Origin of the sequence: Curtobacterium sp. MCBD17_028, from assembly GCF_003234875.1 — a bacterium.
Classification (GTDB): domain Bacteria; phylum Actinomycetota; class Actinomycetes; order Actinomycetales; family Microbacteriaceae; genus Curtobacterium.
In genome coordinates, this window is sequence record NZ_QKTQ01000016.1 from 39,825 (window position 1) to 63,261 (window position 23,437).

At 72.0% G+C, this 23,437-nt stretch carries 17 protein-coding genes and 1 pseudogene; 6 read left to right on the plus strand and 12 right to left on the minus strand.

Features of this window, described 5'->3' with window-relative positions:
- Positions 1-41: 41 nt before the first annotated feature.
- The 7 genes from DEI86_RS14040 to DEI86_RS14070 form a co-directional block, all read right to left on the minus strand.
- Positions 42-713 carry a transglycosylase family protein gene (locus DEI86_RS14040; RefSeq protein WP_111027523.1) on the minus strand — a complete coding sequence of 224 codons (672 nt, stop codon included), beginning with the start codon at positions 711-713 and terminating at the stop codon, positions 42-44.
- A 433-nt stretch (positions 714-1,146) separates the two neighbouring features.
- Positions 1,147-2,658: an L-arabinose isomerase gene (gene araA, locus DEI86_RS14045; protein WP_111049939.1), complete on the minus strand. Its 1,512-nt coding sequence runs from the start codon at positions 2,656-2,658 to the stop codon at positions 1,147-1,149.
- Positions 2,655-3,386 carry an L-ribulose-5-phosphate 4-epimerase gene (locus DEI86_RS14050; RefSeq protein WP_111012084.1) on the minus strand — a complete coding sequence of 244 codons (732 nt, stop codon included), beginning with the start codon at positions 3,384-3,386 and terminating at the stop codon, positions 2,655-2,657. The genes araA and DEI86_RS14050 overlap by 4 nt, the downstream gene beginning before the upstream one ends.
- Positions 3,383-5,056: a xylulokinase gene (locus DEI86_RS14055; protein ID WP_111027522.1), complete on the minus strand. Its 1,674-nt coding sequence runs from the start codon at positions 5,054-5,056 to the stop codon at positions 3,383-3,385. The genes DEI86_RS14050 and DEI86_RS14055 overlap by 4 nt, the downstream gene beginning before the upstream one ends.
- A gap of 106 nt (positions 5,057-5,162) precedes the next feature.
- Complete coding sequence (locus DEI86_RS14060; protein ID WP_258368731.1) at positions 5,163-6,176, minus strand: substrate-binding domain-containing protein; 1,014 nt, start codon at positions 6,174-6,176, stop codon at positions 5,163-5,165.
- A gap of 78 nt (positions 6,177-6,254) precedes the next feature.
- Positions 6,255-7,766, minus strand: coding sequence for an alpha-N-arabinofuranosidase (locus DEI86_RS14065; RefSeq protein ID WP_111027502.1), 1,512 nt, complete (start codon positions 7,764-7,766; stop codon positions 6,255-6,257).
- Between the two features lie 144 nt (positions 7,767-7,910).
- On the minus strand, positions 7,911-10,310 hold the full coding sequence (locus DEI86_RS14070; protein WP_181439790.1) for an alpha-galactosidase: 2,400 nt from the start codon (positions 10,308-10,310) through the stop codon (positions 7,911-7,913).
- 131 nt (positions 10,311-10,441) lie between these two features.
- Here DEI86_RS14070 and DEI86_RS14075 point away from each other — a divergent pair, with 131 nt between their 5' ends.
- A complete protein-coding gene (locus DEI86_RS14075) occupies positions 10,442-12,031 on the plus strand; it encodes a phospholipase D-like domain-containing protein (protein WP_220038528.1) in 1,590 nt (529 codons plus the stop codon).
- Positions 12,032-12,127: 96 nt separating this feature from the next.
- The gene (locus tag DEI86_RS14080) at positions 12,128-12,643 is read left to right on the plus strand and encodes a hypothetical protein (protein ID WP_111027343.1); all 516 of its coding nucleotides are present in this window, start codon (positions 12,128-12,130) and stop codon (positions 12,641-12,643) included.
- Positions 12,644-12,828: 185 nt separating this feature from the next.
- Here the strand turns inward: DEI86_RS14080 and DEI86_RS14090 are convergent, their stop codons facing one another.
- The 4 genes from DEI86_RS14090 to DEI86_RS14105 form a co-directional block, all read right to left on the minus strand.
- The gene (locus DEI86_RS14090; RefSeq protein WP_111049941.1) at positions 12,829-14,841 is read right to left on the minus strand and encodes a beta-galactosidase family protein; all 2,013 of its coding nucleotides are present in this window, start codon (positions 14,839-14,841) and stop codon (positions 12,829-12,831) included.
- 65 nt (positions 14,842-14,906) lie between these two features.
- Entirely contained in the window at positions 14,907-16,244 is a 1,338-nt protein-coding gene (locus tag DEI86_RS14095; RefSeq protein WP_111011215.1) for a sugar ABC transporter substrate-binding protein, read from the minus strand.
- Positions 16,245-16,330: 86 nt separating this feature from the next.
- Complete coding sequence (locus tag DEI86_RS14100; RefSeq protein WP_111011214.1) at positions 16,331-17,296, minus strand: carbohydrate ABC transporter permease; 966 nt, start codon at positions 17,294-17,296, stop codon at positions 16,331-16,333.
- Complete coding sequence (locus tag DEI86_RS14105) at positions 17,293-18,240, minus strand: carbohydrate ABC transporter permease (RefSeq protein WP_111011213.1); 948 nt, start codon at positions 18,238-18,240, stop codon at positions 17,293-17,295. The genes DEI86_RS14100 and DEI86_RS14105 overlap by 4 nt, the downstream gene beginning before the upstream one ends.
- Before the next feature lie 183 nt (positions 18,241-18,423).
- On the opposite strand from DEI86_RS14105, the gene DEI86_RS14110 reads away from it, so the two are divergent.
- The gene (locus DEI86_RS14110) at positions 18,424-19,452 is read left to right on the plus strand and encodes a LacI family DNA-binding transcriptional regulator (RefSeq protein ID WP_111011212.1); all 1,029 of its coding nucleotides are present in this window, start codon (positions 18,424-18,426) and stop codon (positions 19,450-19,452) included.
- Positions 19,453-19,638: 186 nt separating this feature from the next.
- Here the strand turns inward: DEI86_RS14110 and DEI86_RS14115 are convergent, their stop codons facing one another.
- Positions 19,639-20,913 (minus strand): FAD-binding protein, encoded by a 1,275-nt coding sequence (locus DEI86_RS14115; RefSeq protein WP_111049942.1) that lies wholly within the window; start codon positions 20,911-20,913, stop codon positions 19,639-19,641.
- 258 nt (positions 20,914-21,171) lie between these two features.
- Between DEI86_RS14115 and DEI86_RS14120 the strand changes: the two genes are divergently transcribed.
- From DEI86_RS14120 to DEI86_RS16630, 3 genes and pseudogenes are all read left to right on the plus strand, one after another.
- Positions 21,172-21,765, plus strand: coding sequence for a TetR/AcrR family transcriptional regulator (locus DEI86_RS14120; protein WP_181439791.1), 594 nt, complete (start codon positions 21,172-21,174; stop codon positions 21,763-21,765).
- A gap of 152 nt (positions 21,766-21,917) precedes the next feature.
- Positions 21,918-22,847: an AraC family transcriptional regulator gene (locus DEI86_RS14125; RefSeq protein ID WP_181434586.1), complete on the plus strand. Its 930-nt coding sequence runs from the start codon at positions 21,918-21,920 to the stop codon at positions 22,845-22,847.
- A gap of 240 nt (positions 22,848-23,087) precedes the next feature.
- A pseudogene (locus DEI86_RS16630) lies at positions 23,088-23,437 on the plus strand (hypothetical protein); the annotation flags it as partial.

Here is a 23,437-nt window from a genome sequence, read left to right on the forward strand (position 1 = left end):
CGCTCGGTCCGCGCGTGGTGCGGACCGAGCGGCGCCTGCGATCAGGCCGGGAGCTGCAGGACCTGCCCCGGGTAGATCAGGTCGACGTCGGTCACGGTGCGCGTGTTCGCACCAGCGAGGCGCGTCCACCCGCCGCTCACGCCGAGCTTCGTGGCGATCGTGTTGAGCGTGTCGCCCGAGAGCACCGTGTACGTCTTGCCGCTCGTCGCCACGGACGGGATCGACGGCGCCGCGGGTGCGGACGGTGCCGCGACGGGCGCGCTCGAGGTCGCCGCGCTCGACGTCGCGGTGGACGAGGCGGCCGACGGCGCGGTGGAGGTGGTCGACGACGGAGCGGTCGAGGTGGTCGCCGCGGGAGCGGACGCGCCCTCGGTGCCGCTCAGACCGAGCCGGGACGAGCACGCCGGCCAGGCGCCCCAGCCCTGCGACGCGAGCACCCGGTTCGCGACCGCGATCTGTTCCGACTTGCTGGCGGACGCCGGGGTCCCGGTCCCGCCGTTGGCGGCCCAGGTGCTCTGGGAGAACTGGAGGCCGCCGGAGTAGCCGTTGCCGGTGTTGGTGGCCCAGTTGCCACTGCTCTCACACTGGGCGATCTGGTCCCAGGTCGACTCGGAGGCCGCGTTGGCGGGTGCCGCCAGGGCGACGCCCGTGACGGCGAGGCCGGCGAACGCGAGCCCGCTGACGAGCGCGCGGGTACGGATGGACTTCTTCATGGTGTGGTGCTTCCTCACGGGGCCGCGCACGCCGACGATCGTCGGACGACCGCTGCCCACCCCGGCCGATCTGCGGTCAGGTCGAGGGTTCCGTCGCGGGGCAGCTGTTCGCGCGCGTCCGGCCTCGTTGGTGCAACCGCCTGGGGCGGCCACCGTCGTTCCCCACCCCCGGGACGACCTCGGCCACGATAGGTACCGCTCGACGCGGACTCAACCGGGAACGATCGGTCCACCCCTCGGTCGGGCGCGCAGCCTGAGCGGAACGACACCCCGGGATCGCCATGACCGCGCGGATCGGCGGCATTGGGCGCCGCGATCATCCGAATCACCTGGGAACCCCGCATCCGGGGGTCACGCCGACCCTGCCCAGAGTGCACGACACGCCGTGTGCACTCGGGTGCACACGGCGTGTCGTGCGTTCTGAGTGGGAGGCTCAGAACCCCCGGTCGAGGCGGTGCCACACCTGCTGCACCTTGAGCTCCTGCCGGAACTCGCGGATCGTGGTGTGCTCGTCGATCACCACGAACTCGGTCCCGGCCATCGTCGCGAAGCGCTCCACGACGTCGAGCCCGACCGCGTTCGTCATGACGGTGTGGTGGGCGGCACCCGCGGCGAGCCAGGCCTCGGCGGCGACGGGGAACGACGGCCGGGGCTCCCAGACGGCGCGGCCGACGGGCAGGTGCGGCAGCGGCGCGTCGGGCTCGACGACGTCGACGACGTTGGCCGTCAGGCGGAAGCCGTCGCGGACGTCGGACATCGCGACGACGACGGCCTCACCCGGATCGGCCGTGAACACGAGGCGCACGGGGTCGTCCTTGCCGCCGATGCCGAGCGGGTGGATCTCGAGCGTGGGGCGTGCGGCCGTCAACGTCGGCGAGACCTCGAGCATGTGCGCGCCGAGGATCTTCTCGCGACCCGGCGTGAGCTCGTACGTGTAGTCCTCCATGAGCGAGGCGCCGCCGGGGAGCCCGGCCCCGGCGACGTTCATCGCGCGGACGAGCACGGCGGTCTTCCAGTCGCCCTCGGCACCGAACCCGTAGCCGTCGGCCATGAGCCGCTGCACCGCGAGGCCCGGCAGCTGCTTGAGCGCGCCGAGGTCCTCGAAGTTCGTCGTGAACGCACCGAACCCACCGGCCTCGAGGAACGAGCGGAGCCCGAGCTCGATCGCGGCACCGTCACGGAGGGACTGGTGGCGCTCGCCACCGCGACGGAGCTCGGCGACGACCTCGTACTCCTCCTCGTACGAGGCCACGAGGGCGTCGACGTCGGTGTCGTCGACGTCGGCGACCGCGTCGGCGAGCTCGTTGACGGCCCAGGTGTTCACCTGGACGCCGAGCGCGATCTCGGCCTCGGTCTTGTCACCCTCGGTGACGGCGACGTACCGCATGTTGTCACCGAAGCGCGCGAGCTTGAGCGACCGGACAGCGGCCCAGGCGGCGGCCGCACGGGCCCAGGCCGAGACCTCGGCCACGACGCGCGGATCCGACACGTGGCCGATCGTCGTGGCGTGCGCGACCCCCATGCGGGCCAGCGCGTAGCCGAACTCGCGGTCGCCGTGCGCGGCCTGGTTGAGGTTCATGAAGTCGAAGTCGATCTCGCCCCAGGGCAGCTCGACGTTCGCCTGTGTGTGCAGGTGCAGCAACGGCTTCGTGAGCGCACCGAGCCCCCCGATCCACATCTTCGCCGGGCTGAACGTGTGCATCCACGTCGTGACCCCGATGACACGGTCGTCCGCGCTCGCCTCGATGAGGGCGCGGCGGATCGAGTCCGGGTCGGTGAGCACCGGCTTCCACACGAGCTCGACGGGCACCTGCGCCGCGAGCTGCGCGTGCACCGCCTGCGACTGCTCCGCGACCTGGCGGAGGGTCTCCTCCCCGTAGAGCCCCTGGCTCCCGGTCAGGAACCAGATCTGGTATCCGTCGAGTCCGCTGTCGATCTGCGTCATTGCATCGCTCCCTTGGGTTCCTGTCCGTAGACGTTCTGGTACCGGTCGAACAACCGGTCGATGTCGGCGGGGTCGATCGGCAGCGGGTCGCCGAGCTGCCGGCTGATGTGCACGGTGCGGGCGACGTCCTCGGCCATGACGGCCGCCTTGACCGCGTCGCGGCCGTCCTTGCCGATGGTGAACACCCCGTGGTTCTGCATGAGCACGGCGCGCGAGCGGTGCCCCTCGAGCGTCGCGACGATGCCGCGGCCGATCGAGTCGTCACCGATGATCGCGAACGGACCGATCGGGATGGGCCCGCCGAACTCGTCCGCCATCGCGGTGATGACGCACGGGATCTCCTCGCCCCGTGCGGCCCACGCGGTGGCGTAGGTCGAGTGGGTGTGCACGACGCCGCCGACGCTCGGCATCTGGCGGTACACGTAGGCGTGCGCGGCGGTGTCGCTCGACGGACCGTGCTCGTTGCCCCAACCGTCGGCGGGCACGCCGTCGAGGGTGCAGACGATCTGGTTCTCGGGACGGAGCTCGTCGTACGTCAGGCCGGACGGCTTGATGACGAACAGGTCGGCGCCGGGCACGCGCTCCGACACGTTGCCGCCCGTCCAGACGACGAGTCCGTTCCGGGTCAGCTCGCTGTGCAGGGCGGCGACCTTCTCGCGGGTCGCCTGCACGGCGGCACGGACGTCGTCGGACACGGCGTCGCCGGACACGGGGGTGTCCTCGGTCATGGGGTTGCTCCTTCGTTCGGGGTGTCGCCGTTCGCGACGGCGTCGCCGTCACTCGTGCCGGCCGGTGTGGCCGCGACCGCGACCGGCTGCAGGGCCAGGCCGGCCCGGTACCGCTCGAGGAACGTGGCGAAGCCCGCGACGTCCTCGGCCGCTGGCTGCACGACGTCGACCGTGTCGCCATCGAAGACCTCGGTGGCCAGGTACTCGGCCAGGGACCGCTCGTCGGCGGCCTCGAGGTACGCGGCGAGGACCGCCATGCCCCACGGGCCGCCCTCACCCGCGGTCGCCCCGACGGCGATCGGCACCCGCAACGCGGCGGCCAGCAACTGCTGGGCCGGCCCGCGCGTCCGGAACAGGCCCCCGTGGGCGAGCAGCTGGTCGACCGCGACTCCCTCGCCCGCCAGGACGTCCATGCCGATGCGCAGGGTCGCGAACGCCGCGTCCACCTCGGCCCGGATGAGGTTGCCGAGCGTGAACCGACCCGCGGGACTGCGGACGAGGAGCGGTCGCCCCTCCTCGACGCCCGTCACCGGCTCGCCGGACAGGTAGTTCGAGGACAGCAGGCCACCGGCGTCGGGGTCCGCGTCCAGGGCCTCCGCGAGCAGCGCCGCGTACACCCGGTCCGGCTCGACCGGCGACCCGGTGACCTCGGCGAAGCGGCCGAACACCCGCGCCCAGGCGGCGAGCTCGCTCGCGCCGTTGTTGCAGTGCACCATCGCGACGGCGTCACCGGACGGCGTCGTCACGACGTCGAGCTCGTGGTGCGCGGCGGTGAGGGGTTCCTCGAGCACGACCATGGCGAAGATGCTCGTGCCGACGCTCACGTTCCCGGTGCGCGGCGCGACCGCGTTCGTGGCCACCATGCCGGTACCCGCGTCCCCCTCGGGCGGGCAGAGCGGGATGCCGTCCTGCAGCGAGCCGGTCGGGTCCAGCAGTCGTGCGCCGTCCGCGGTCAGGTGCCCCGCCTCCCGTCCGGCGGGGAGCACCTCGGGGAGCACGGCCGCGAGGTCGAGGTGCGCGGCCCGCCGTCCGACGCGCTCCTGGACCGTGGCGAGCATGCCGGCGTCGTAGGTGCCGGTGGCGGGGTCGATCGGGAACACGCCCGACGCGTCCCCCACGCCGAGCACCCGACGCCCCGTGAGCTTCCAGTGCACGTACCCGGCGAGCGTCGTCAGCGACGCGATGTCGGCGACGTGCGGTTCGTCGTCGAGGACCGCCTGGTACAGGTGCGCGACGGACCAACGGAGCGGGATGTTGAACTGGAGCGCCTCGGTCAGCTCGGCGGACGCCGCGCCGGTCGAGGTGTTGCGCCAGGTCCGGAACGGGACGAGCAGTTCGTCGTCCGCGTCGAACGCCAGGTAGCCGTGCATCATCGCGGACACGCCGATGGCCCGGAAGCGCGTGGGGCGCACCCCGAACCGGTCCTGGACGTCGGACACGAGGTCCGCGTAGCAGGCCTGGAGGCCCGACCAGACGGCGTCGAGCGGGTACGTCCACCGGCCGTCGACGAACTCGTTCTCCCACTCGTGGCTGCCCGATGCGATCGGCAGCAGATCGGCGCCGACGAGGGTCGCCTTGATGCGGGTGGAGCCGAGCTCGATCCCGAGGGTCGCGCGACCCTCGCTGACGTCGTCGGCGTGGCGCTGGCGCGCCTGGTCGTCATCGGGCATGGGCGACTCCTTCGTCATGGTGTGATCGTGCCATGTGAGCGCTCACTTCGGCAAGGCCGGGAGGCACGGATCGGGTGGGTGGGCCGGTCAGGACCGGGGGTGCGGGCTACGTCGACGTGCGCACGACGAGCTCCGGCTCGACCGTCCGGTCGGTCACCGCACCACCGGTGAGCACGACGAGGACGGCCTCGAGCACGCGTTCGCCGAGCGATGCGAAGTCCTGCCGCACGGTGGTGAGCGGCGGGGTGAAGTGCGCCGCCTCGGGGATGTCGTCGAAGCCGACGAGGGCGACGTCCTCGGGCACGCGGACACCCCGGTCGGCGAACGCGTGGAGCACGCCGAGCGCCATCTGATCGTTCCCGCAGAACACCGCGTCGACCGTGTCCCGGTCGAGCGCGAGCCCGGCGTCGTACCCGCTCTCGGGCGTCCAGTCACCCGCCAGCACGAGCGGTTCGAACCCGGCCTCGCGGACGAGTCGCTCGTACGTGTCGCGGCGGACCACGGCCTCCTGCGAGACCTCCGGGCCTGTGAGGTGCGCGATCCGGCGCCGCCCCCGGTCGAGCAGGTGCCGCACGGCGAGTTCCGCGCCGGCAGCCTGGTCGATCGCGACCGCGGTCCACCCCGCGACCTGGCCGGCGCGACCGTTCGCGATGACGACGGGGACCGGCGGGGCCACCGGGAGCGCGGCGAGGGCGTCGGTCGCGGTGGAGTCCGCGGCGACGAGGACGATCGCGGCGACGTCCTGCGCCAGGAGGGTCTCGACGGCGTCGCGCATCGACTCCGGTTCCGCCCGGTCGAGCGTCGCGGTGAGCACGTGGTACCCGGCACGACGGGCCGCCTGGTTGAACGCGAGCGCGGTGCTCGTGGGACCGTGCAGGGCACCGCCCGTGGACACGACACCGAGGGCGCGGCTCGTCCGGCTCGCGAGGGCCCGGGCGGCGGCACGGGGTCGGTACCCGAGCTCGGCGATCGCCGCGGTCACGCGCTCGCGCAACGGCGCCCGCACCGTCGCGTCACCGTTGATGACGCGGGACACCGTCTGGTGGGAGACCCCGGCGCGCTCGGCGACGTCGAAGATCGTCGGCGAGCGCGTCACGCTCCGCTCCGGGGTTGCTGTCACGTGTGCACCGTACCGTTCCGGCATCGGCGACCGAGCCCTGGCCGGGTGCGGGACCGACCCGCACCCCGCCAGGTCGGATCAGCCGATGGTCACCGCCGTCCACGACGTCGCCGGCAGCTCGATCGTGAGCGTGCCGTCCTCGAACGTCGCGGTGTCGTTCGTCCGGAGGCCGACGCGCTCGGTGTCCTCGAGCGTGTTCTTGGCGTAGACGTCGTCGTCCCAGATGCCCTGGGCGCTGACCGAGCCGGTCGCACTCGTGCCGAGCCGGCCGAGGTCGAGCGTGACGGTCGTCGCCGCGTCGGTGCTCCGGTTGATGAGGAACACCGACGTGCGCTCACCGTCGGTCGTCGCAGCGGCGTCCACCACGGGGACGGCACCGTAGACCGGGGTGTCGATCGTGTCGCCGTCGATCGCGACCTTGAGCGCCTGGCCCTGGGCGAGCTGCGACGTGAGCGAGAACGGGAAGAACGTCGTCTGCCGCCAGGCCGGGCCGTTCGGCTCGGTCATGATCGGGGCGATGACGTTGACGAGCTGCGCGAGGCTGGCCGAGGCGACCCGGTCGGCGTGGTTGAGCAGGGTGATCATGAGCCCGCCGAAGGCGACCGCGTCGGCGACCGAGTAGATGTCCTCGAGCTGCCGCGGCGCGATCGGCCACTCGTCGATCGTGTACGTCTTCTGCTGCGCCTCCCAGTCGGTGATGTACCAGACGTTCCATTCGTCGAACGAGATCTCGATCGTCTTGTCCGACTTCCGGGCGGCCTTGACGTGGTCCGCGGTCTCGACGACCGAGCGGATGAACTGGTCCATGTCGATACCGGACGAGAGGAAGCTGACGAGGTCGCCGTCCTTCTCCTCGTAGTAGGCGTGGCAGGAGATGTAGTCGACGTCGTCGTACGTCTGCTCGAGGACCTCGCGCTCCCAGGCGCCGAACGTGGGCATGCCACGGCCCGAGGACCCGCACGCGACGAGGTCGATGTCGGGGTCGATCTGGCGCATCGCCTTGGCGGTGCGCGAAGCGAGCTTGCCGTAGTCGACGGCGTTGCGGTGCCCGAGCTGCCACGGGCCGTCCATCTCGTTGCCGAGGCACCACATGCGGACGTCGAAGGGCCGTTCCCGCCCGTTCGCCTTGCGCTCCTCGGAGCGCGTGGTGCCACCGGGGACGTTCGTGTACTCGAGGAGCTCGATGGCCTCCTTCGTGCCGCGCGTGCCGAGGTTCACCGCGAGCATGAGGTCGCTGCCGACCTGGTCGAGCCAGTGCGAGAACTCGTGCAGCCCGACCTGGTTCGTCTCGGTGGCGTGCCACGCGAGGTCGAGGCGGCGGGGACGCTGGTCGACCGGGCCGACGCCGTCCTCCCAGTTGTAGCCCGACACGAAGTTGCCGCCGGGGTACCGGATCGTCGTGACCCCGAGCTCCTTGACGAGCTCGATGACGTCCTGCCGGAAGCCCTGCTCGTCGGCGGTGGGGTGGTTCGGCTCGTGGATGCCGTCGTAGACGTGGCGGCCGAGGTGCTCGACGAACCCGCCGAACAGGCGACGCCGGACCGGGCCGATGGTGAACGCAGGGTCGAGGGAGAGGTGGACGCGCGGCATTGCGGTGTTCCTTCGTTCGCAGTTACAACGTTGTAGTGGCTCCGAGTGTACGGCGGAAGCCCGAGGGACACAACGCGATCCACGCCGTGCCGCGGGATGCCGTCGCGCCTGCCGGGCAGCGCCGCGTCCGGTGACCCGGGGCGGTCAGTCCTCGGCCGTCACGTGCAGCAGCACCACGCGCTCCGGGTACATCAGGGGCGCTTGCAGCCCCGCGGACGCGAGCGCGCTGCCCGGGAGGACCGTCCCGCGGAACCGACGGACCGTCCCGTCGCCGACGCTGGTCCCCGTGGCACCCGCGGCACCCGTGGCACCCGTGGCACCCGTGGCACCCGTGGGCGTTGCACCGCCTCCGTCCGTTCGAACCGCGTCATCGCGGGGTTCGTCAGGAAGGACGCGGTTCGAGGCGGATGCCGTGGCGGGATCGGCAGCAGCGACGACCGGCCCCCACCACGATGCGGGCTGCACCCCCGCCTCGGGGTCGCCGACGAGCACGGGGGTGACCCGGTAGCGCGTCGCCGGGTCGAGGCCGGGCAACGTCAGGCGACCCCGCGGTGACACGTCCGACCGCCCGATCGTGGCGACGAAGAACAGGGCCTCCCGCCGCGCGGGGTCGACCACGCCGTACACGTTGAGCGTCGGGTCCACCTGGTCGACCCGCACGAGCTCCCCACGGTGCATGAGGTCCCGGTACCGCTTGTACAGGTCGATCCACGCGCCGAGGTCCCGGAGCTCGAGCTCCGTCGCCCGCGCCAGGTCCCACTCGATCCCGAAGTGGCCGAACAGGGCGGTCCCGGCACGGAACGACAGCTCGTGCCACCGCCCCGTCGTGTGGTTCACGCCCGAGGCCACGTGCGACCCGAGCAGTTCCGGCGGCAGGAGCTGCATCGTCCACCGGTTCATCCGCTGGCGCTCGAGCGGGTCGATGCAGTCGGAGACCCAGACCCGGTCCGTGTGTTCGATGACGCCGAGGTCGACCCGCCCGCCCCCGGACGAGCACGACTCGATCTCGAGTCCCGGGAACCGCTCCTTCAGCGTGGCCATGAGCCGGTACGCCGCCCGGGTCTGCTCGTGCACTGCCGGTTCACCGCCCGGCCACCGCCCCGCGTCGACGAGGTCCCGGTTGTGGTCCCACTTGACGTACGCGATCGCGTACTCCTCGAGCACGGCCGTCATCTGCCCCAGCACGTGCTCGTACGCCTCTGGGATCGCCAGGTCGAGCACCTGCTGGTTCCGCGAGCGGACCGGGAGGCGCGCCCCCGTCTGCATGATCCACTCCGGGTGGGCGCGGGCCAGGTCGCTGTCCTCGTTCACCATCTCGGGCTCGAACCACAGGCCGAACTCCATGCCGAGCTCGCGCACGCGGTCCACGAGCGGGTGCAGCCCGTCCGGCCAGACGTCCTCGTCGACGACCCAGTCGCCCAGGCCGCGGGTGTCGTCCCGGCGACCGCGGAACCACCCGTCGTCGAGCACGTACCGCTCCACCCCGAGCCCGGCAGCACGCTCCGCCAGGTCCGTCAGCCGTCCCAGGTCGTGGTCGAAGTACACGGCCTCCCACACGTTGATCGTCACCGGGCGGTCCCGCCGCGGGTGTCGGGGGCGCGAGCGCAGGAACCGGTGGAACCGCCACGCCTGGTCGTCGAGACCGACCCCGTACGCGCCGAACACCCACGGCGTGCGGTAGGACGCGCCGGGGCCGAGCCGGACCTCGCCCGGCAGCAGGAGCTCCCCACCGCCGAGCACCTGCTCGCCGCTGAACACGCGCTCCGCCGCGTGCCGGTGGTTCCCGCTCCACGCGGTGTGCACGCCCCAGACCTCACCGCCGGCGAACCCGAGCCCGGGCGTCCCGACGCTCAACACCGTCGCCGCGTCGGCACCGGTTCGGCCCTTGCGGCCCTGCCGCTCGTGGATGCCCGTCACGAGTTCGGTCCGCTGCGGTGTCCGCTCCGCGCCCCACCGTCCGCCGAAGTCGAGGACCTCGCGCGCTCGCGACGGCACGGGCAGCGCGAGCGTGACGTCGTCGAGCGTGTACTCCTCCGCACCCGTGTTCTCGACCTCGGCTCGCAGCCGCACGAGGCCGCTCTCGAGCAGTTCGACGACGACCACGAGCCCGAGCCCGGCCACCTCGTCCGCCGCGGTCACGGTGACGGTGCCGGCCCCGACCTCCCGGAAGTCGGCCAGCGCGCCCTCGTGCCCCCGGGCCTCCAGGCGGACCGCCGTCGTGCGGAACCGCGGCGACCAGTCCCGGCCGCTCCGGTGGCCGCTGATCCCGGGCCTCCCGGTCCATCCCGTCCACCCCTCGGGCAGCACGGCGACGCGCACCGGCTCGTCGACGGCGTTCCCGCCGACCGGCGGGACGTCCGCCTCGGACAGCGCCGCGACGTCGTCCGCGGTCAGCGACCCGAGCGCGGCTCCCCAGTGGACGACCGCGGGCAGGAGGCCGGACGACGCGTCGAGCACGAGGCTCACCCCGCCGCTGCTCAGGTGGACCACCGCGTCCGGCACGGAGGATGCGGTGGCCTGATCGGGGACCGGGAGGTGCGTCATCGGGACTCCTGACTCGTCGCCCTGCCAGCATCCCGGCTCCGGCCGTGCGCACACAACACGACCCGCGGCGGTACGCCCTCGTGCGGCGCACGCACGGGACGCCCGGGAGCGCCTCCCGTAGTGTTCCCACCGTGTACGAGGACGCCCGCCACTGGTTCCTGCGCGCCGGCGAGCGTGGCAACACGGCCACCGCGGTGCATGCCGACCGCGACGGCGAACCGGCGTGGTCGGAGGGCAACCTCGTCGTGCCGATCGTGCACGGCGCGCCGTACTTCGCCCGGCTGCACGAGGAACTCACCGCGCTGGAGCCCGGCGACCGGGTCTGGTTCACGGACTGGCGCGGCGACGCGGACGAGCGACTGCTCCCCCACGGGCCGACGATCGGGGAACTCCTCGCGGACCTGGCCCGAGGCGGTGTCGAGGTCCGCGGCCTGGTCTGGCGATCGCACGGCGAACGGATCTCCTCGCCGATCAGCGGCAGGTCGAACGAGCTGCTGGGGCGCGAGGTCAACGACGCCGGCGGCGAGGTGCTCCTCGACCAGCGCGTGCGGGTGTTCGGCTCGCACCACCAGAAGTTCTTCGTCATCCGGCACCGCGACGACCCGGCCCGTGACGTCGCGTTCGTCGGCGGGATCGACCTCTGCCACAGCCGGCGGGACGACGCCGACCACGCCGGTGACCCGCAGGCGCTCTCGATGGACCCCCGCTACGGCGACCGACCGCCGTGGCACGACGCCGCCCTCGAACTCCACGGACCGGTCGTGGCCGACGTCCTCGCCGTGTTCGCCGAGCGGTGGGACGATCCGCACCCGCTCGACCACCGGGACCCCTACCGGATGCTCCTGCAGCGCCTCGCACGGATGCCGCGGCACCCCGAGCCGCTGCCGGAGACCGCACCCCCGCCGCCGCCCGCCGGCACGCACGCGGTCCAGCTCCTCCGCACCTACGGAGTGAAGCGCCCGGCGTTCCCGTTCGCCCCCGCCGGCGAGCGGAGCGTCGCCCGGGCGTACACGAAGGCGTTCGAGCGGGCGCGGCGACTCATCTACATCGAGGACCAGTACCTGTGGTCCACCGAGGTCGCCACCGGCATCGCGGACGCGCTCGAGCGGAACCCGGACCTGCACGTCATCGTCGTCGTGCCGCGCTACCCCGACTCCGACGGTCCCCTCGCCGGACCACCGAGCCGCATCGGGCAGCTCCGAGCCGTGCGGGCCCTGCAGCGCACCGCCCCGGACCGGGTGGGGGTGTTCGACCTCGAGAACACCGCGGGCACGCCGATCTACATCCACGCCAAGATCTGCATCGTCGACGACACCTGGATGACGTGCGGGTCGGACAACTTCAACCGCCGATCCTGGACCAGTGACAGCGAGCTCACCTGCGCCGTGGTCGACGGAGCGGCGCGGCCGGACGACGGCCCGGACTCCTCCTTGCCGCGCGACCTGCGCCTCCAGCTGTGGGCGGAGCACCTCGGGACGACGCCGGACGACCCTCGGCTCCAGGACCTGACCGGCGGACTCGCGCTGTGGAAGGCCACCGCTCGTGCCCTCGACCACTGGCACGAGGACGGCGAGCCCGGACCGCGGCCGGTCGGGCACGTCCGGCAGCACACGCCCGAGTCGATCTCGGCGGTCCAGCGGCTCTGGGCCGGAGCGGTCGCGCGGCTGGCGGTGGACCCGGACGGGCGGCCGCGGCGGCTGCGGGGCACCACGCGGTTCTGACCGGTCCGGCTCCCGCCCGACCGGGTGCCGCATCACCACCCCCGGCACCACCCCGGGGTGGTGCCCCAGCCGCGCGGAGATCGCGAGGCTTGCCGCATGACGATCACTGACTGGCTCATCGACGGCACCCTGCTCGGACTCGTGGTGCTGCAACTCCGCGGACGACGGCTCGGCATCGTGCAGCTCCTCCTGCCGATCGCACTCGTCGCCGTGGCCGTGCTCCACTACGGGCACGCACTCCCGACGACCGCGAACGGGGTCCTCCTCGTCCTCCTCGGACCGGCGGTGGGTGTGACGCTCGGGATCGGCGCCGCGGCTCTGACGCGCGTCTGGCGGAAGGATGGTCACCCGTTCGCCCGGGCCACACCGGCGGCAGCCGCCCTGTGGGTGCTCGGCATGGGGTTCCGCCTGGCGTTCCAACTCTGGGCGAACTCGGCTGCCGGGCAGATGCACCTCACCACCTTCAGCGTCGAGCACCGGATCGAGGAATCGGCGTGGGTGGACGCGCTCCTGCTGATGGCCGTCGGTGAGGTGCTCGGGCGGACGGTCGTGCTCTTCGTGCGGGGCCGCATCGTCGGAGCCCGGCGTCGGCCCCAGATGATCGGAGTGTGACTCGTGCGGTGGCAGCGACCCTGCCCTCACAGGCGTCATGGGAGCGGTCGCGCCTCGGCGATCCGGACGCCGTGTGCCATCAGCACGACACCGACCGCTCCGGCTCGGTCACCTCAGGAGTGGTCGCGCGCCTGCAACACGACGATGTGGTCATCCGTGACGGAGTAGACCAGCCGGTTCGGGGATCAGGCCTCCGTGTGCCCGAGGTCCGCGGAGCCCCGGAACACCGCATCGCGGCGGGCGGCGGCACCGAGCTCGAACACGACGACCTCGTTGCGGCCCGCGCGGACGACGGGCGCCGGCACGTACAGCGTCCGCTGGGGGCCACGCGACCAGTACCGCCCGAGGCAGAACCCGTTCACCCAGGCGACGCCCTTGCCGAACCCGTCGAGCGCCAGGTGCAGGTCCCGCACGGCGTCGAGCTCGACGGTCGCGAGCGCGAACGTCGGCCCCGCGAGCGTCGGGGCCGGGTCGGGCCGGGCATCGCGGAGCGCGGCGACGACCGGGAGGGCCGGGGTCGGCGCCGTCAGCACGACCCCTTCCGTCATGTGCTCGCCGAGCAGGCCGTCCGCGGCAGGGGACACCGCGGCGGCGGGCTCCGCAGCCGGGGACACTGCGGCAGGCTTCGCGGCGCCGTCCGACGGGTGATGGCCGAGCGATGCGACGGCGGCGGGGACGGCGGACGCGGGCTGCGGGATGGACGCGTGCCGGGCCTCCCGGCCGTCCGCGGGCCCGGCGACGGCCGCGACCAGGTCGAGCGGCGTGACGGACCACCGGGCCAGCGGGACGCCGTCGACGGTGACCGGGCCGACCAGGCCCTTGGGCTCCCCGATGCGGACGCCGTAGTCGACGCGTCCCTGGTCCTCGACCAGGACGTCGAGCACGGCGCGGCCCACCGGCGGCAGGACGAGCGCGTGGTCGTGGTGCTCGCGCTCGAGGACGCCCACCGGTCGCCCGTCGAGGAACACCTGGGCGCGGTCGCGGACCTCCTCGACGGTGAGGACGCCGCCCGCGGGCAGGTCGACCTCGGTGCGGTAGAGCACGAAGCCGGCGCCGCTCCCGAGTGCGTCGACGGTCGGGACGTCGTCGTGGTGCGTCCACGTGGCGATGTCGTCGACGGTGCTCCAGAGCGACAGGGCACGGTCGAACCGGATCGCGACGTCGGGCACCGGGGCCGGGGCGGGCGCGTCCGGGGCGAACTCCGGCGGCAGGTCCGGCACGGGCGCGTACCGCTCGATGACCGATCGGAACGCGTGGAACTTCGGGGTGGGCAGCCCGGCCTCGTCGAGCGGTGCGTCGTAGTCGTAGCTCGTCGCGATCGGTCGGTAGACGCCCTTGTCGTTCGCACCGTTCGTCAGGCCGTAGTTCGTGCCGCCGTGGAACATGTAGACGTTGACGGACGCCCCCGCGGCGAGGAGTGCGTCGAGTTCCCGGGCGGAGTCGGTCGCCGAGGTCGTGTGGTGGTGTTCGCCCCAGCTGTCGAACCAGCCGTCCCAGAACTCTGAGCACATGAGCGGGCCGGTCGGCTGCACACCTCGGAGGGTCGCGAGTCGCTCGGACGCGCGGGACCCGAACGAGCCGGTGGCGTGGAGACCCGGGATCGTGCCGTCCTCGAGCATCGTGCCCATCGGCTGGTCGACGCTCGTGAACGGAACGGTGAGCCCGATGTCGCGGTGCATGGCGAGCAGCGCGCGGAGGTAGGCCGGGTCCGAGCCGTAGGCGCCGTACTCGTTCTCGACCTGCACGAGCACGATCGGGCCGCCGGCGTCGATCTGCCGGGGCACGAGCACGGGGGCGAGCCGCTCGAGGTACGCCTGCACGGCCGCGAGGAACCGGGGCTCGTTCCGGCGCACGCCGACGTTCGCGTCGGCGAAGAGCCACGACGGCAGCCCGCCGTTCGCCCATTCGGCGCAGATGTACGGACCGGGTCGGACGATGGCCTGCATGCCCTCGGCGGCGACGAGGTCGAGGAACCGGCCGAGGTCGAGCCCGCCGGTCAGGTCGAAGGTGTCGGGCGACGGCGCGTGGGCGTTCCAGGCGACGTACGTCTCGATGGTGTTGAGGCCCATGAGCCGGGCCTTGTGGATCCGGTCCGCCCACTGGTCGGGGTGGACGCGGAAGTAGTGGAGCGCTCCGGAGAGCACGCGGTGGGGTTCGCCGTCGAGCAGGAAGTCGTCGGGGCCGATGGCGAAACGCATGAGCGTGCCTTTCTTCGGATGGGAGGGGACGGTGCCCGGGCGACGCGCGCCCGGGCACCGTTCGGTCACTTGGACGAGACCGTGAAGCCCTGCTGCTTGCCGTACTTGACGAGCTGGCTCTGCCAGGACTGCAGGCCGCTGTCGAGCGACGTGTTGTTCTGGTAGGACTGGCCGACCGTGTCCGCGAAGACGCTGTTCGCGTAGACCTCGTAGGGCAGGTAGGTGAAGCCGGACTTGACGTTCTTCGACGCGTCGACGAGGACCTCGTTGATCTTCTGGCCACCGAAGTACGACGGGTTGTCGTTGAGGAACGACGACGACTCGAGGTCGGCGGTGGTCGACGGGAACCCGCCGGACTTGGCGAAGATCTTCGTGCTCGCGCTCGACGAGTTGAGCCACTTGAGGAAGCCCGCCGCGAGCGCGGGGTTCTTCGACTGCTTCATGACGACCTGCGAGCTGCCCCCGTTGTTCGCGGTGACGGCCTTGCTGCCGTCGTAGGTGGGCATCGGGGCGACGCGCCAGTCACCGCTGCCGGCCGGGGCGCTCGCCTCGAGGTTGCCGGGCATCCAGGCGCCGGTGATGAGCGAGGCGATCTGGCCGTTGCCGAGCTGCTTGAACCAGTCGTCGCTCCAGGCCGGGGTGGTCGAGAGGAGCTTGCCCTGGACGAGCGGGTTCCAGGTCGACGTCCACTTCTTGCTCCCCGCGTCCTGCAGGTCGATCGACACCTTCGTGCCGTTCGTCGTGAACGGGGTGCCGCCGGCCTGCCAGATCATGCTGGTCGCGAATCCGGGGTCGCCGTTGTCCGCGGTGATGTACTCGCTGGGGTTCGCCGCGTGCAGCTTCTTGGCGTCGGCGACGTACTCGCTCCACGTCTTCGGGACGGCGAGGCCGTACTGGTCGAAGATGCGCTTGTTGTAGAACAGCGCCATCGGGCCGGAGTCCTGCGGCAGACCGTAGATCTTGCCGTTCATGGCGACCGAGTCCCACGTGCTCGCGGAGTACTTGCCCTTGAGCGAGCCGAACCCGTACGAGGTGAGGTCGGCCAGGGAGTTCGACAGCGCGAACTGCGGGACGGCGAAGTACTCGACCTGCGCGACGTCGGGCGCGCCCGAGCCGGCCTTGATCGTGTTCTGGAGCTTCGTGTACTCGTCGGTGCCGGTGCCGGCGTTGACGAGCTTGACGTGCACCTTCGGGTACGCCTTCTCGAACGCGGCGACCTGGGCCTTGGCGGACGGGGTCCACGACCAGTACGTGATCGTGCCGCCCTTCTTCAGCGCGGCGGAGACGTCGCTCGCGCTGCCGCCCGAGGCCGACGAGCTGCCGCTCGCGCAGCCGACGAGGGCGACCGCGGCGGAGACGCCGATGGCGACGGCGGCGAGGCCGCGCCGGAGACGCTTGTGCATGGTGATGCCTTTCACTTCGTTGTGGATCGCAGGGGTGCGGTGGTGCTGGGTGCTGCCCCGGGCCTCCCGGCCGACGGGGCGGGGAGTCACGCCTTGACGGACCCGGCCGCGAGGCCGGACTGCCAGAAGCGCTGGAGGAAGAGGAACGCGGCGACGATCGGGATGATCGTGAGCAGCGAACCCGTGACGACGAGGTTGTAGATCGGCTGGGCGGCGGCGCCGGTGGCCTGCGCGTTCCACTGGTTCAGGCCGACCGTGAGCGGGTACCAGCGGGGGTCGCTCAGCATGATCAGCGGGAGGAAGTAGTTGTTCCACGTGGCCACGACCGCGAACAGCAGCACCGTGACGACGCCGGGCATGAGCAGTCGGAGCCCGATCGTGAAGAAGATCCGGAACTCGCCGGCACCGTCCATGCGGGCGGCTTCGATGAGCTCCATCGGGATGGCGTCGATCGCGTACGTCCAGATCAGGTAGAGCCCGAACGGACTGATGAGCGACGGCAGGATGATCGCCCACGGCGTGTTCGTCAGGCCGACCTGCGAGAACAGCAGGAACGTCGGGACGGCCAGCGCCGTGCCCGGGATCGCGACCGCGCCGAGCACGATGGCGAACACGGCCCGGCGGCCGGGGAACGCGTACTTCGCCATGCCGTAGCCCGCGACCGTGGCGAGGAGCGTCGCCCCGCCGGCACCGACGACGACGTAGAGCAGGGTGTTGCCGAACCACTGCAGGAAGATCCCGCCGTTGTAGGTCAGCGTGTCGTGCAGGTTCTGGATCAGGTTGAAGTGTCCGCCGAACCAGAGGCCGAACGTCGACAGGAGCGACGACTGCGTCTTCGTGCTGTTGATCACCAGGTAGGCGAGCGGCGCGAACGAGTAGACGGTGAACACCACCATGACGGCGGTGAGCAGCCCGCTCCGGCGCGGCCTGGGCGAGCCGGCGCCGATCCGGCGACCCGGACGGGAGGCCCGGGGAGCGCGGGCACGCGGGTCGCGGCCGCGTGTGCCCTCGGTCGCGATGGTGACGGGCGGTGGGGTCTGGACGGCGCTCATCGGTTCTCCGCTCGCGTGCCGCGCACCTGGACGACGTAGGCGATCACGGCGGTGATGACACCCATGACGATCGCGACGGTGGCGGAGTAGTTGAACTGCTGACCGCTGAAGGACAGCGAGTAGGCGTACATGTTCGGGGTGAATGCGCTGCCGATGACGTTCGGGGCGAGCGTCTTGAGCAGGTTCGGCTCGTTGAAGAGCTGGAAGCTGCCGATGATCGAGAAGATCGTGGCGATGACGATCGAGCCGCGCAGCGCCGGGATCTTGATCGACATGATCGTGCGGAGCGGCCCGGCGCCGTCGATCTCGGCCGCCTCGTACAGCTCGGTCGGCACCACCCGGAGCGCGGAGTAGAAGATCAGCATGTTGTAGCCGAGGAACTCCCACGTGACGACGTTGCCGATCGACGCGAGCACCCAGTGCGGGCTGAACGGCTCGAACAGGTCGATGCCCAGGGCCTTGTTCGCAGCGCCGGTCAGGCCGAACTGGTTGCCGTAGATGAAGCCCCAGATGAGCGCGGCGACGACACCCGGCACCGCGTAGGGCAGGAACACCCCGATGCGGAAGAACGCCGAGCCGTAGAGGCGACCGCTGTCGAGCGCGAGTGCGGCGACGAGTGCGAGGACGAGCATGACCGGCACCTGGACCACGAGGAACAGGACGACGCGCAGGAACCCGGCCCAGAACTTGGCGTCCTGGAACAGCTGCAGGTAGTTGGCGAACCAGACGAACTGGTTGCCGCCGATGAGCTGGTCGCGGAACAGGCTGAGCCAGAGCGCGTAGCCGATCGGCACGATGAGCATCGCGACGAGCACGATCATGAACGGCGCGACGAACAGCCAGCCGGTCCAGCGCTGGCGGGCTCGGCCCTTGCCCCGGGCGCCGCCACGGGCGCCGTTCCGGCCGCCGGGTGACGTTCCCCGGCGCGCGGTGATCGCGGTCATACGACTCCTTCGTCCAGACGGTGCTCCGCAGATGTTGACGTCAACATCGCGCGGTTCACCGTAGCATGGCAACGTCAACATGCAAGCGCCGACGCAGAATCGTGACCAGAGGCCCGGTTCGTGCGATGATGCGGCCGAACGAGGTGGACCCGGCCGATCGCGGCGGGCCAGGAGGGGACCCCGATGAGCACGGAGACCCCGTCCGAGATCCGCAAGGCCCCGTCACTGGCCGCGGTCGCGCAGGCCGCCGGGGTCTCGATGCAGACCGTGTCCCGCGTCGCCCGCGGGTTCGACAACGTCAGCGACGACACCCGGGAGCGCGTGCGTCGTGCGATGGCCGAGCTCGGGTACCGGCCGAACCGTGCCGCTCGGGCCCTCCGCTCGGGGCGGTTCCGCACCATCGGGGTGATCCTGTTCACCCTGGCGTCGTTCGGCAACATGCGGACGCTCGAGGCCATCGCCGAGGCCGCGGGCGCAGCCGACTTCACGATCACCCTGCTCCCGATGGCCCGGCGCACCGAGGCAGGGGTCCGGTCCGCGTTCACCCGACTGTCCGAACAGGCCGTGGACGGTGTCGTGATCATCATCGAGTCGCACGTGCTCGACGCCGCCGAGGTCGCGCTGCCCGACGGCGTGCCGGTCGTCGTGGTCGACTCCTCCGCCACCGCCGAGCACCCCACGATCGACACCGACCAGGCCGAGGGCGCCCGGATCGCCACGCAGTACCTGCTCGACCTGGGCCACGACACCGTCTGGCACGTCAGCGGACCCCGCGCGTCGTACTCCGCCATGCGCCGGGAGGCCTCGTGGCGCGCCACCCTCGAACGGGCCGGGCGTCCCGTACCCGACGTCATCCGGGGCGACTGGACGACCGACGCCGGCTACACCGCCGGGCAGCGGATCGCCGCCCGGCCGGAGATCACCGCCGTCTTCGCCGCGAACGACCAGACCGCGCTCGGCATCCTCCGCGCGTCACACGAGGCCGGGCGTGCCGTTCCCGGGACCCTGAGCGTGGTCGGGTTCGACGACATGCCCGAGGCCGACTCGTTCTGGCCGCCCCTCACGACGGTGCACCAGTCGTTCGACGAGGTCGGGCGGCGCGCGGTGTCCACCCTGATCGCCGAGATCGAGGGGCGGTCGGCGCCCGACCACGGGGGGCTCGTCCCCGTGTCACTCGTGGAGCGGGCGAGCGCGGCGCCGCCGAACCGCTAGCCGCCCTCCGTCCCGGTTCTCGAGAACGCCGCCTGTTCCCGACACTCGCTGTCGTTCGACACCGGTCGAGTCGCCTGATGCGGCTGCATCCGACGCACGAGCATGCGTCGACGGTCCCGCGGTCGAACGACAGCGGCACCGTCGGATGTCACGGAAGCCGGGCAGCCGGGCGGCGGGTGCCCTCGCTCAGCCGAGCACCTCGGTCAGGAACGGGTTCCGGAACCGCCGCTCGGGGTCGACCCGGTCGGCGAGCGCCGCGAACTCCCCGAGGCGCGGGTAGACCGCGTGGAGCTGGTCGGCCGGCATCGCGGTGACCTTGCCCCAGTGCGGCCGGGCGTCGAACGGGGCGAGCGCCGCGTCGATCAGGGGCAACACGGCCGCGACGCCCTCGGGGTCGCGGTGGAACGTGAAGTGGAACGCGACCGAGTCCCGCTCGCTGCTCGGGGCGAGCCACGCGGTGTCGGCGGCGACGCGACGGATCTCGGAGACGTAGAGCACGGGCGCCATGGCCTCGCCGATGCCGCGCAGGGCCTGAATCGCGGGGACCGCGTCCGACGCGGGCAGCAGGTACTCGCACTGGATCTCGGCACCGGCACTCGGGGTGAACGAGGATCGGAAGTGCGGGAGCCGCTCGTGCCACGGGCCGGGCACGCCGGCCTGCTCGGTCACGCCGGCGTTGTCGGACCCGGGGACGGGGTGCAGCGGCGAGGTCGAGGGCATGGCGCCGAGGTCCTCGAGGTCCACCACGGGGTCGTCACGGTCGACTCGGCGCTTCGTCCACACCTGCCGGATGCCGTCGTGGACGTACCCGGTGAACATGCTGACGCTGTACCCGGCGGACATGACGTCCTCGAAGCGGGCGTCGACGACCTCCCACGGCAGGCCGGTGTGGATGCGCTGGGCCACGTCGAACCGGGGCTCGATCGCCAGGTGGACGGCGGTGACGACGCCGAGCGCGCCGATGCCCACCCGGTGGGCGTCGAGGTCGGGGTGGTCGGCATCGAGCACCTCGACGTCGCCGGACGCACGGACGATCTCGACACCGACGACGCTCGACGCGAGCGACGCGTTCCGGACGCCGGATCCGTGGGTGCCGGTCGCCACGGCGCCCGCGACGGAGATGTGTGGCAGCGATGCGAGGTTGGCGAGGGCGAACCCGGCCTCGTCGAGGGCGGCGGCAGCGCGCGCGTGGGTCAGACCGGCGGCGACACGGGCGACCCGCCGCTCGCTGTCGATCTCGATGACCTCGGGCATCGCGCCGAGGGCGATCTGCACGCCGTCGGTGTCGGCGACGAGGTTGAAGGAGTGCCGCGAGCCGAGCGCCGTCACCCGGGGGTTGCTCGTGACGGCGGTGCGGAGCTCGTCGAGGGTGGTCGGCCTGACCACCTCGCGAGCCCGGTAGGCGACGTTCCCGGCCCAGTTCGTGCGGAGGTCCGCGCCGGTGGTCTCGATGCTGCTCATGCCGCTCCTCCGCGGGTCGGGCGTCGCGGGTGAGCGCTCACCCGCGGTGGTGCACACGGTAGTGCAGCCGCTCCGACGCTCGCCACCCCGACCGCCACACGTGGAGGAACGTCGCGGCCGGCGCGGTCGCGGTGACGGTCGGAGGCCAGGACCAGCGTTTCCTGGATGATCGACGCCGGTCCCCGCTCATCACGGACAGGCGGGGCACGCGCTCAGCGCTCGTCCCTACCATCGGGGGCGCACCGCACACCCCACACCATGACGCCTCCTCCTCTGAACACCACCATCCTCGAACGGCAGCTCCGCTCGAGGCTCCTGTCGAGCGCGGACCGACTGTTCGACCGGAGCGGGTTCGGGCCGGTGTCGGTGGGGCGGATCGCTCGTGACGCCGACCTGCCGCTCGAGACGCTGCGGCGCGAGTTCCCGACGAAGCACCAGCTGGTCGTCGCCGTCATGGAGGCCCGGCACCGTTCCTGGGTCGCGGACCTGACCGCCGCGGTGTCCGTGTTCACCGACCCGCGTGACCAGATCCTCGCGGTGTTCTCGTACCTCGAGGCGACCTTCCGGCAGCGCTCCTACCGCGGTTGCGCCTTCGTCAACGGCTACGGGGAACTCGGTCGGCGGAATGCGGACGTCGCGCAACTGGCGGACGAGCACCTGACCTGGTTCGAGCGGTACCTGGCCGAGCTCTGCGACCGGGCGGGGCTGCCGGGTCACCTCGCGCACGCCGTGTCCCTGCTCGCCGAGGGCGCGCAGGTCGAGGCGGCCATCCACGGGTCGGTCCGTCCCGCGTCGTCCGCTCGGTCAGCGGCCGCGATGCTCATCGCCGTGTACACGGTCGAGGGTCACTGAGGCGCTGGGCGCGTCGGACGCGCCGTGCGTCCTCCCGGAGCGATGGCCGGGTGTGCGGCCCGTCCGCGCTCTTCGGACAGCGCCGACGAATTGTTTGCATGCATGTGCGACACTGCGCGCGGTGGATGATGACTGACGACCGCGCATCCCGCGTGCGCAAAGACCTCCGAGGAGCCGACCTCGACGAGGCACGCGACGTACTCGCTGCGGAGTACGCCGGAGCATCGTGGCGCGCTGAACGCACCGCCGACGACTTCGACTTCCGGTACAGCGTCGTCGGCGACGACCACCTGACGTTGCGGAACGTCCGCTTCCACGGCCGCCTCGAGGGCGAGATGCCGCGCGGGGACGACTACGTGGTCCAGTGGATCACGTCCGGTACGGGCAGGCTCGACCTGGGGCGCGACGAGGTCGACCTCCTGCCGAACCGGCCCCGCATCTGGCCGTCGGACCGCCCCTTCCGGTTCGCCTTCGAGGACTACGACCAGAAGCTCGTGCAGATCAAACGAACCACCGTCGAGGAGGTCGCGGCCGAGCGCGGGCTCGACGCGCCGACGGTCCGGTTCGACCACACGGCGGAGCCGAGCGACCGGGCGATGCAGCTCTGGCGGGACACGGTGTCGCTCATCTCGAAGACGGTCCTGGACCGCGAGGCCAGCCCGCTCCTCCAGGCCGAGATGGGTCGGCTCGGAGCGGTCTCGTTCCTCGAGCTGTTCCCGCAGCAGACGGACGGGCTGCCGCGCGATCTGCTGCTCCCCCGGAACGCGCACATCCGCCGCGCCGTCGAGTACGTGCACGAGAACGCGCACCTGCCGATCACGAGCACCGACCTGGCGCAGGAGGCCAACCTGAGCCTCCGGGCGCTGCAGCAGGCGTTCCAGCGCCAGTTCGACGTCACCCCGAACACGTACATCCGGGAGGTCCGCCTCGACCGGGTGCACGCGGAGCTCCGTGAGCGGAGTGCCACGACGACGACGATCGCCGAGGTCGCCAACCGCTGGGGCTTCCTGCACCTCGGCCGGTTCTCGGCGGCCTACGCGGCGCGGTTCGGGGAGTACCCGAAGGAGACCCTCCGGCACTGACCGGCCCGCTGCCGGCACCACGCCGCGGGAGCCCGGCGTCGGCCCGGGAGCCACCCGCGCTCGTGGGTCCACACGCTCGCGCGCCTGCGTCCCCTCGGCACGCTCCGCGAGCGGCGGCGGCGTCGCGCCCGCCGCTCGGAGAACCTGAGAGATCCCTGGCATTCGTCGACCCGCTCACGAGCCGGAGTACATTCCCTGACAACCACTCAGTCGTGCGCAGCCAGATCAGGAGGTGAGCGCATGGACAAGCCGTTGCGCGCACCCAGGATCGCGCTCGTCCGGCTCGCCCTGCTCGGCACCGTCGTCGCAGCGGCCTTCGTCGTGCTCGGACTGCTCCTCGGGGCGAAGCCGGCCTCGGCGGCCGAGACGACCCCGGGCACGACCTCGTCGCACTCCCTGCTCGGCGCCGTGGGGAACACCGTCAGCGGTGTGGTCGACGGCGTCGGCACCGCGGTCCAGCCCGTGACCCGCCCCGCAGCACCGGCTCCGGCCCCGGCGGCTGCCGGGCGGGGCGCAGGAGCTGCCGGGCGGGGCGCAGGAGCTGCGGGAGCGGGCGCCGCCGCGCCCCGCCCGGCAGCCCCGGCCCCGAG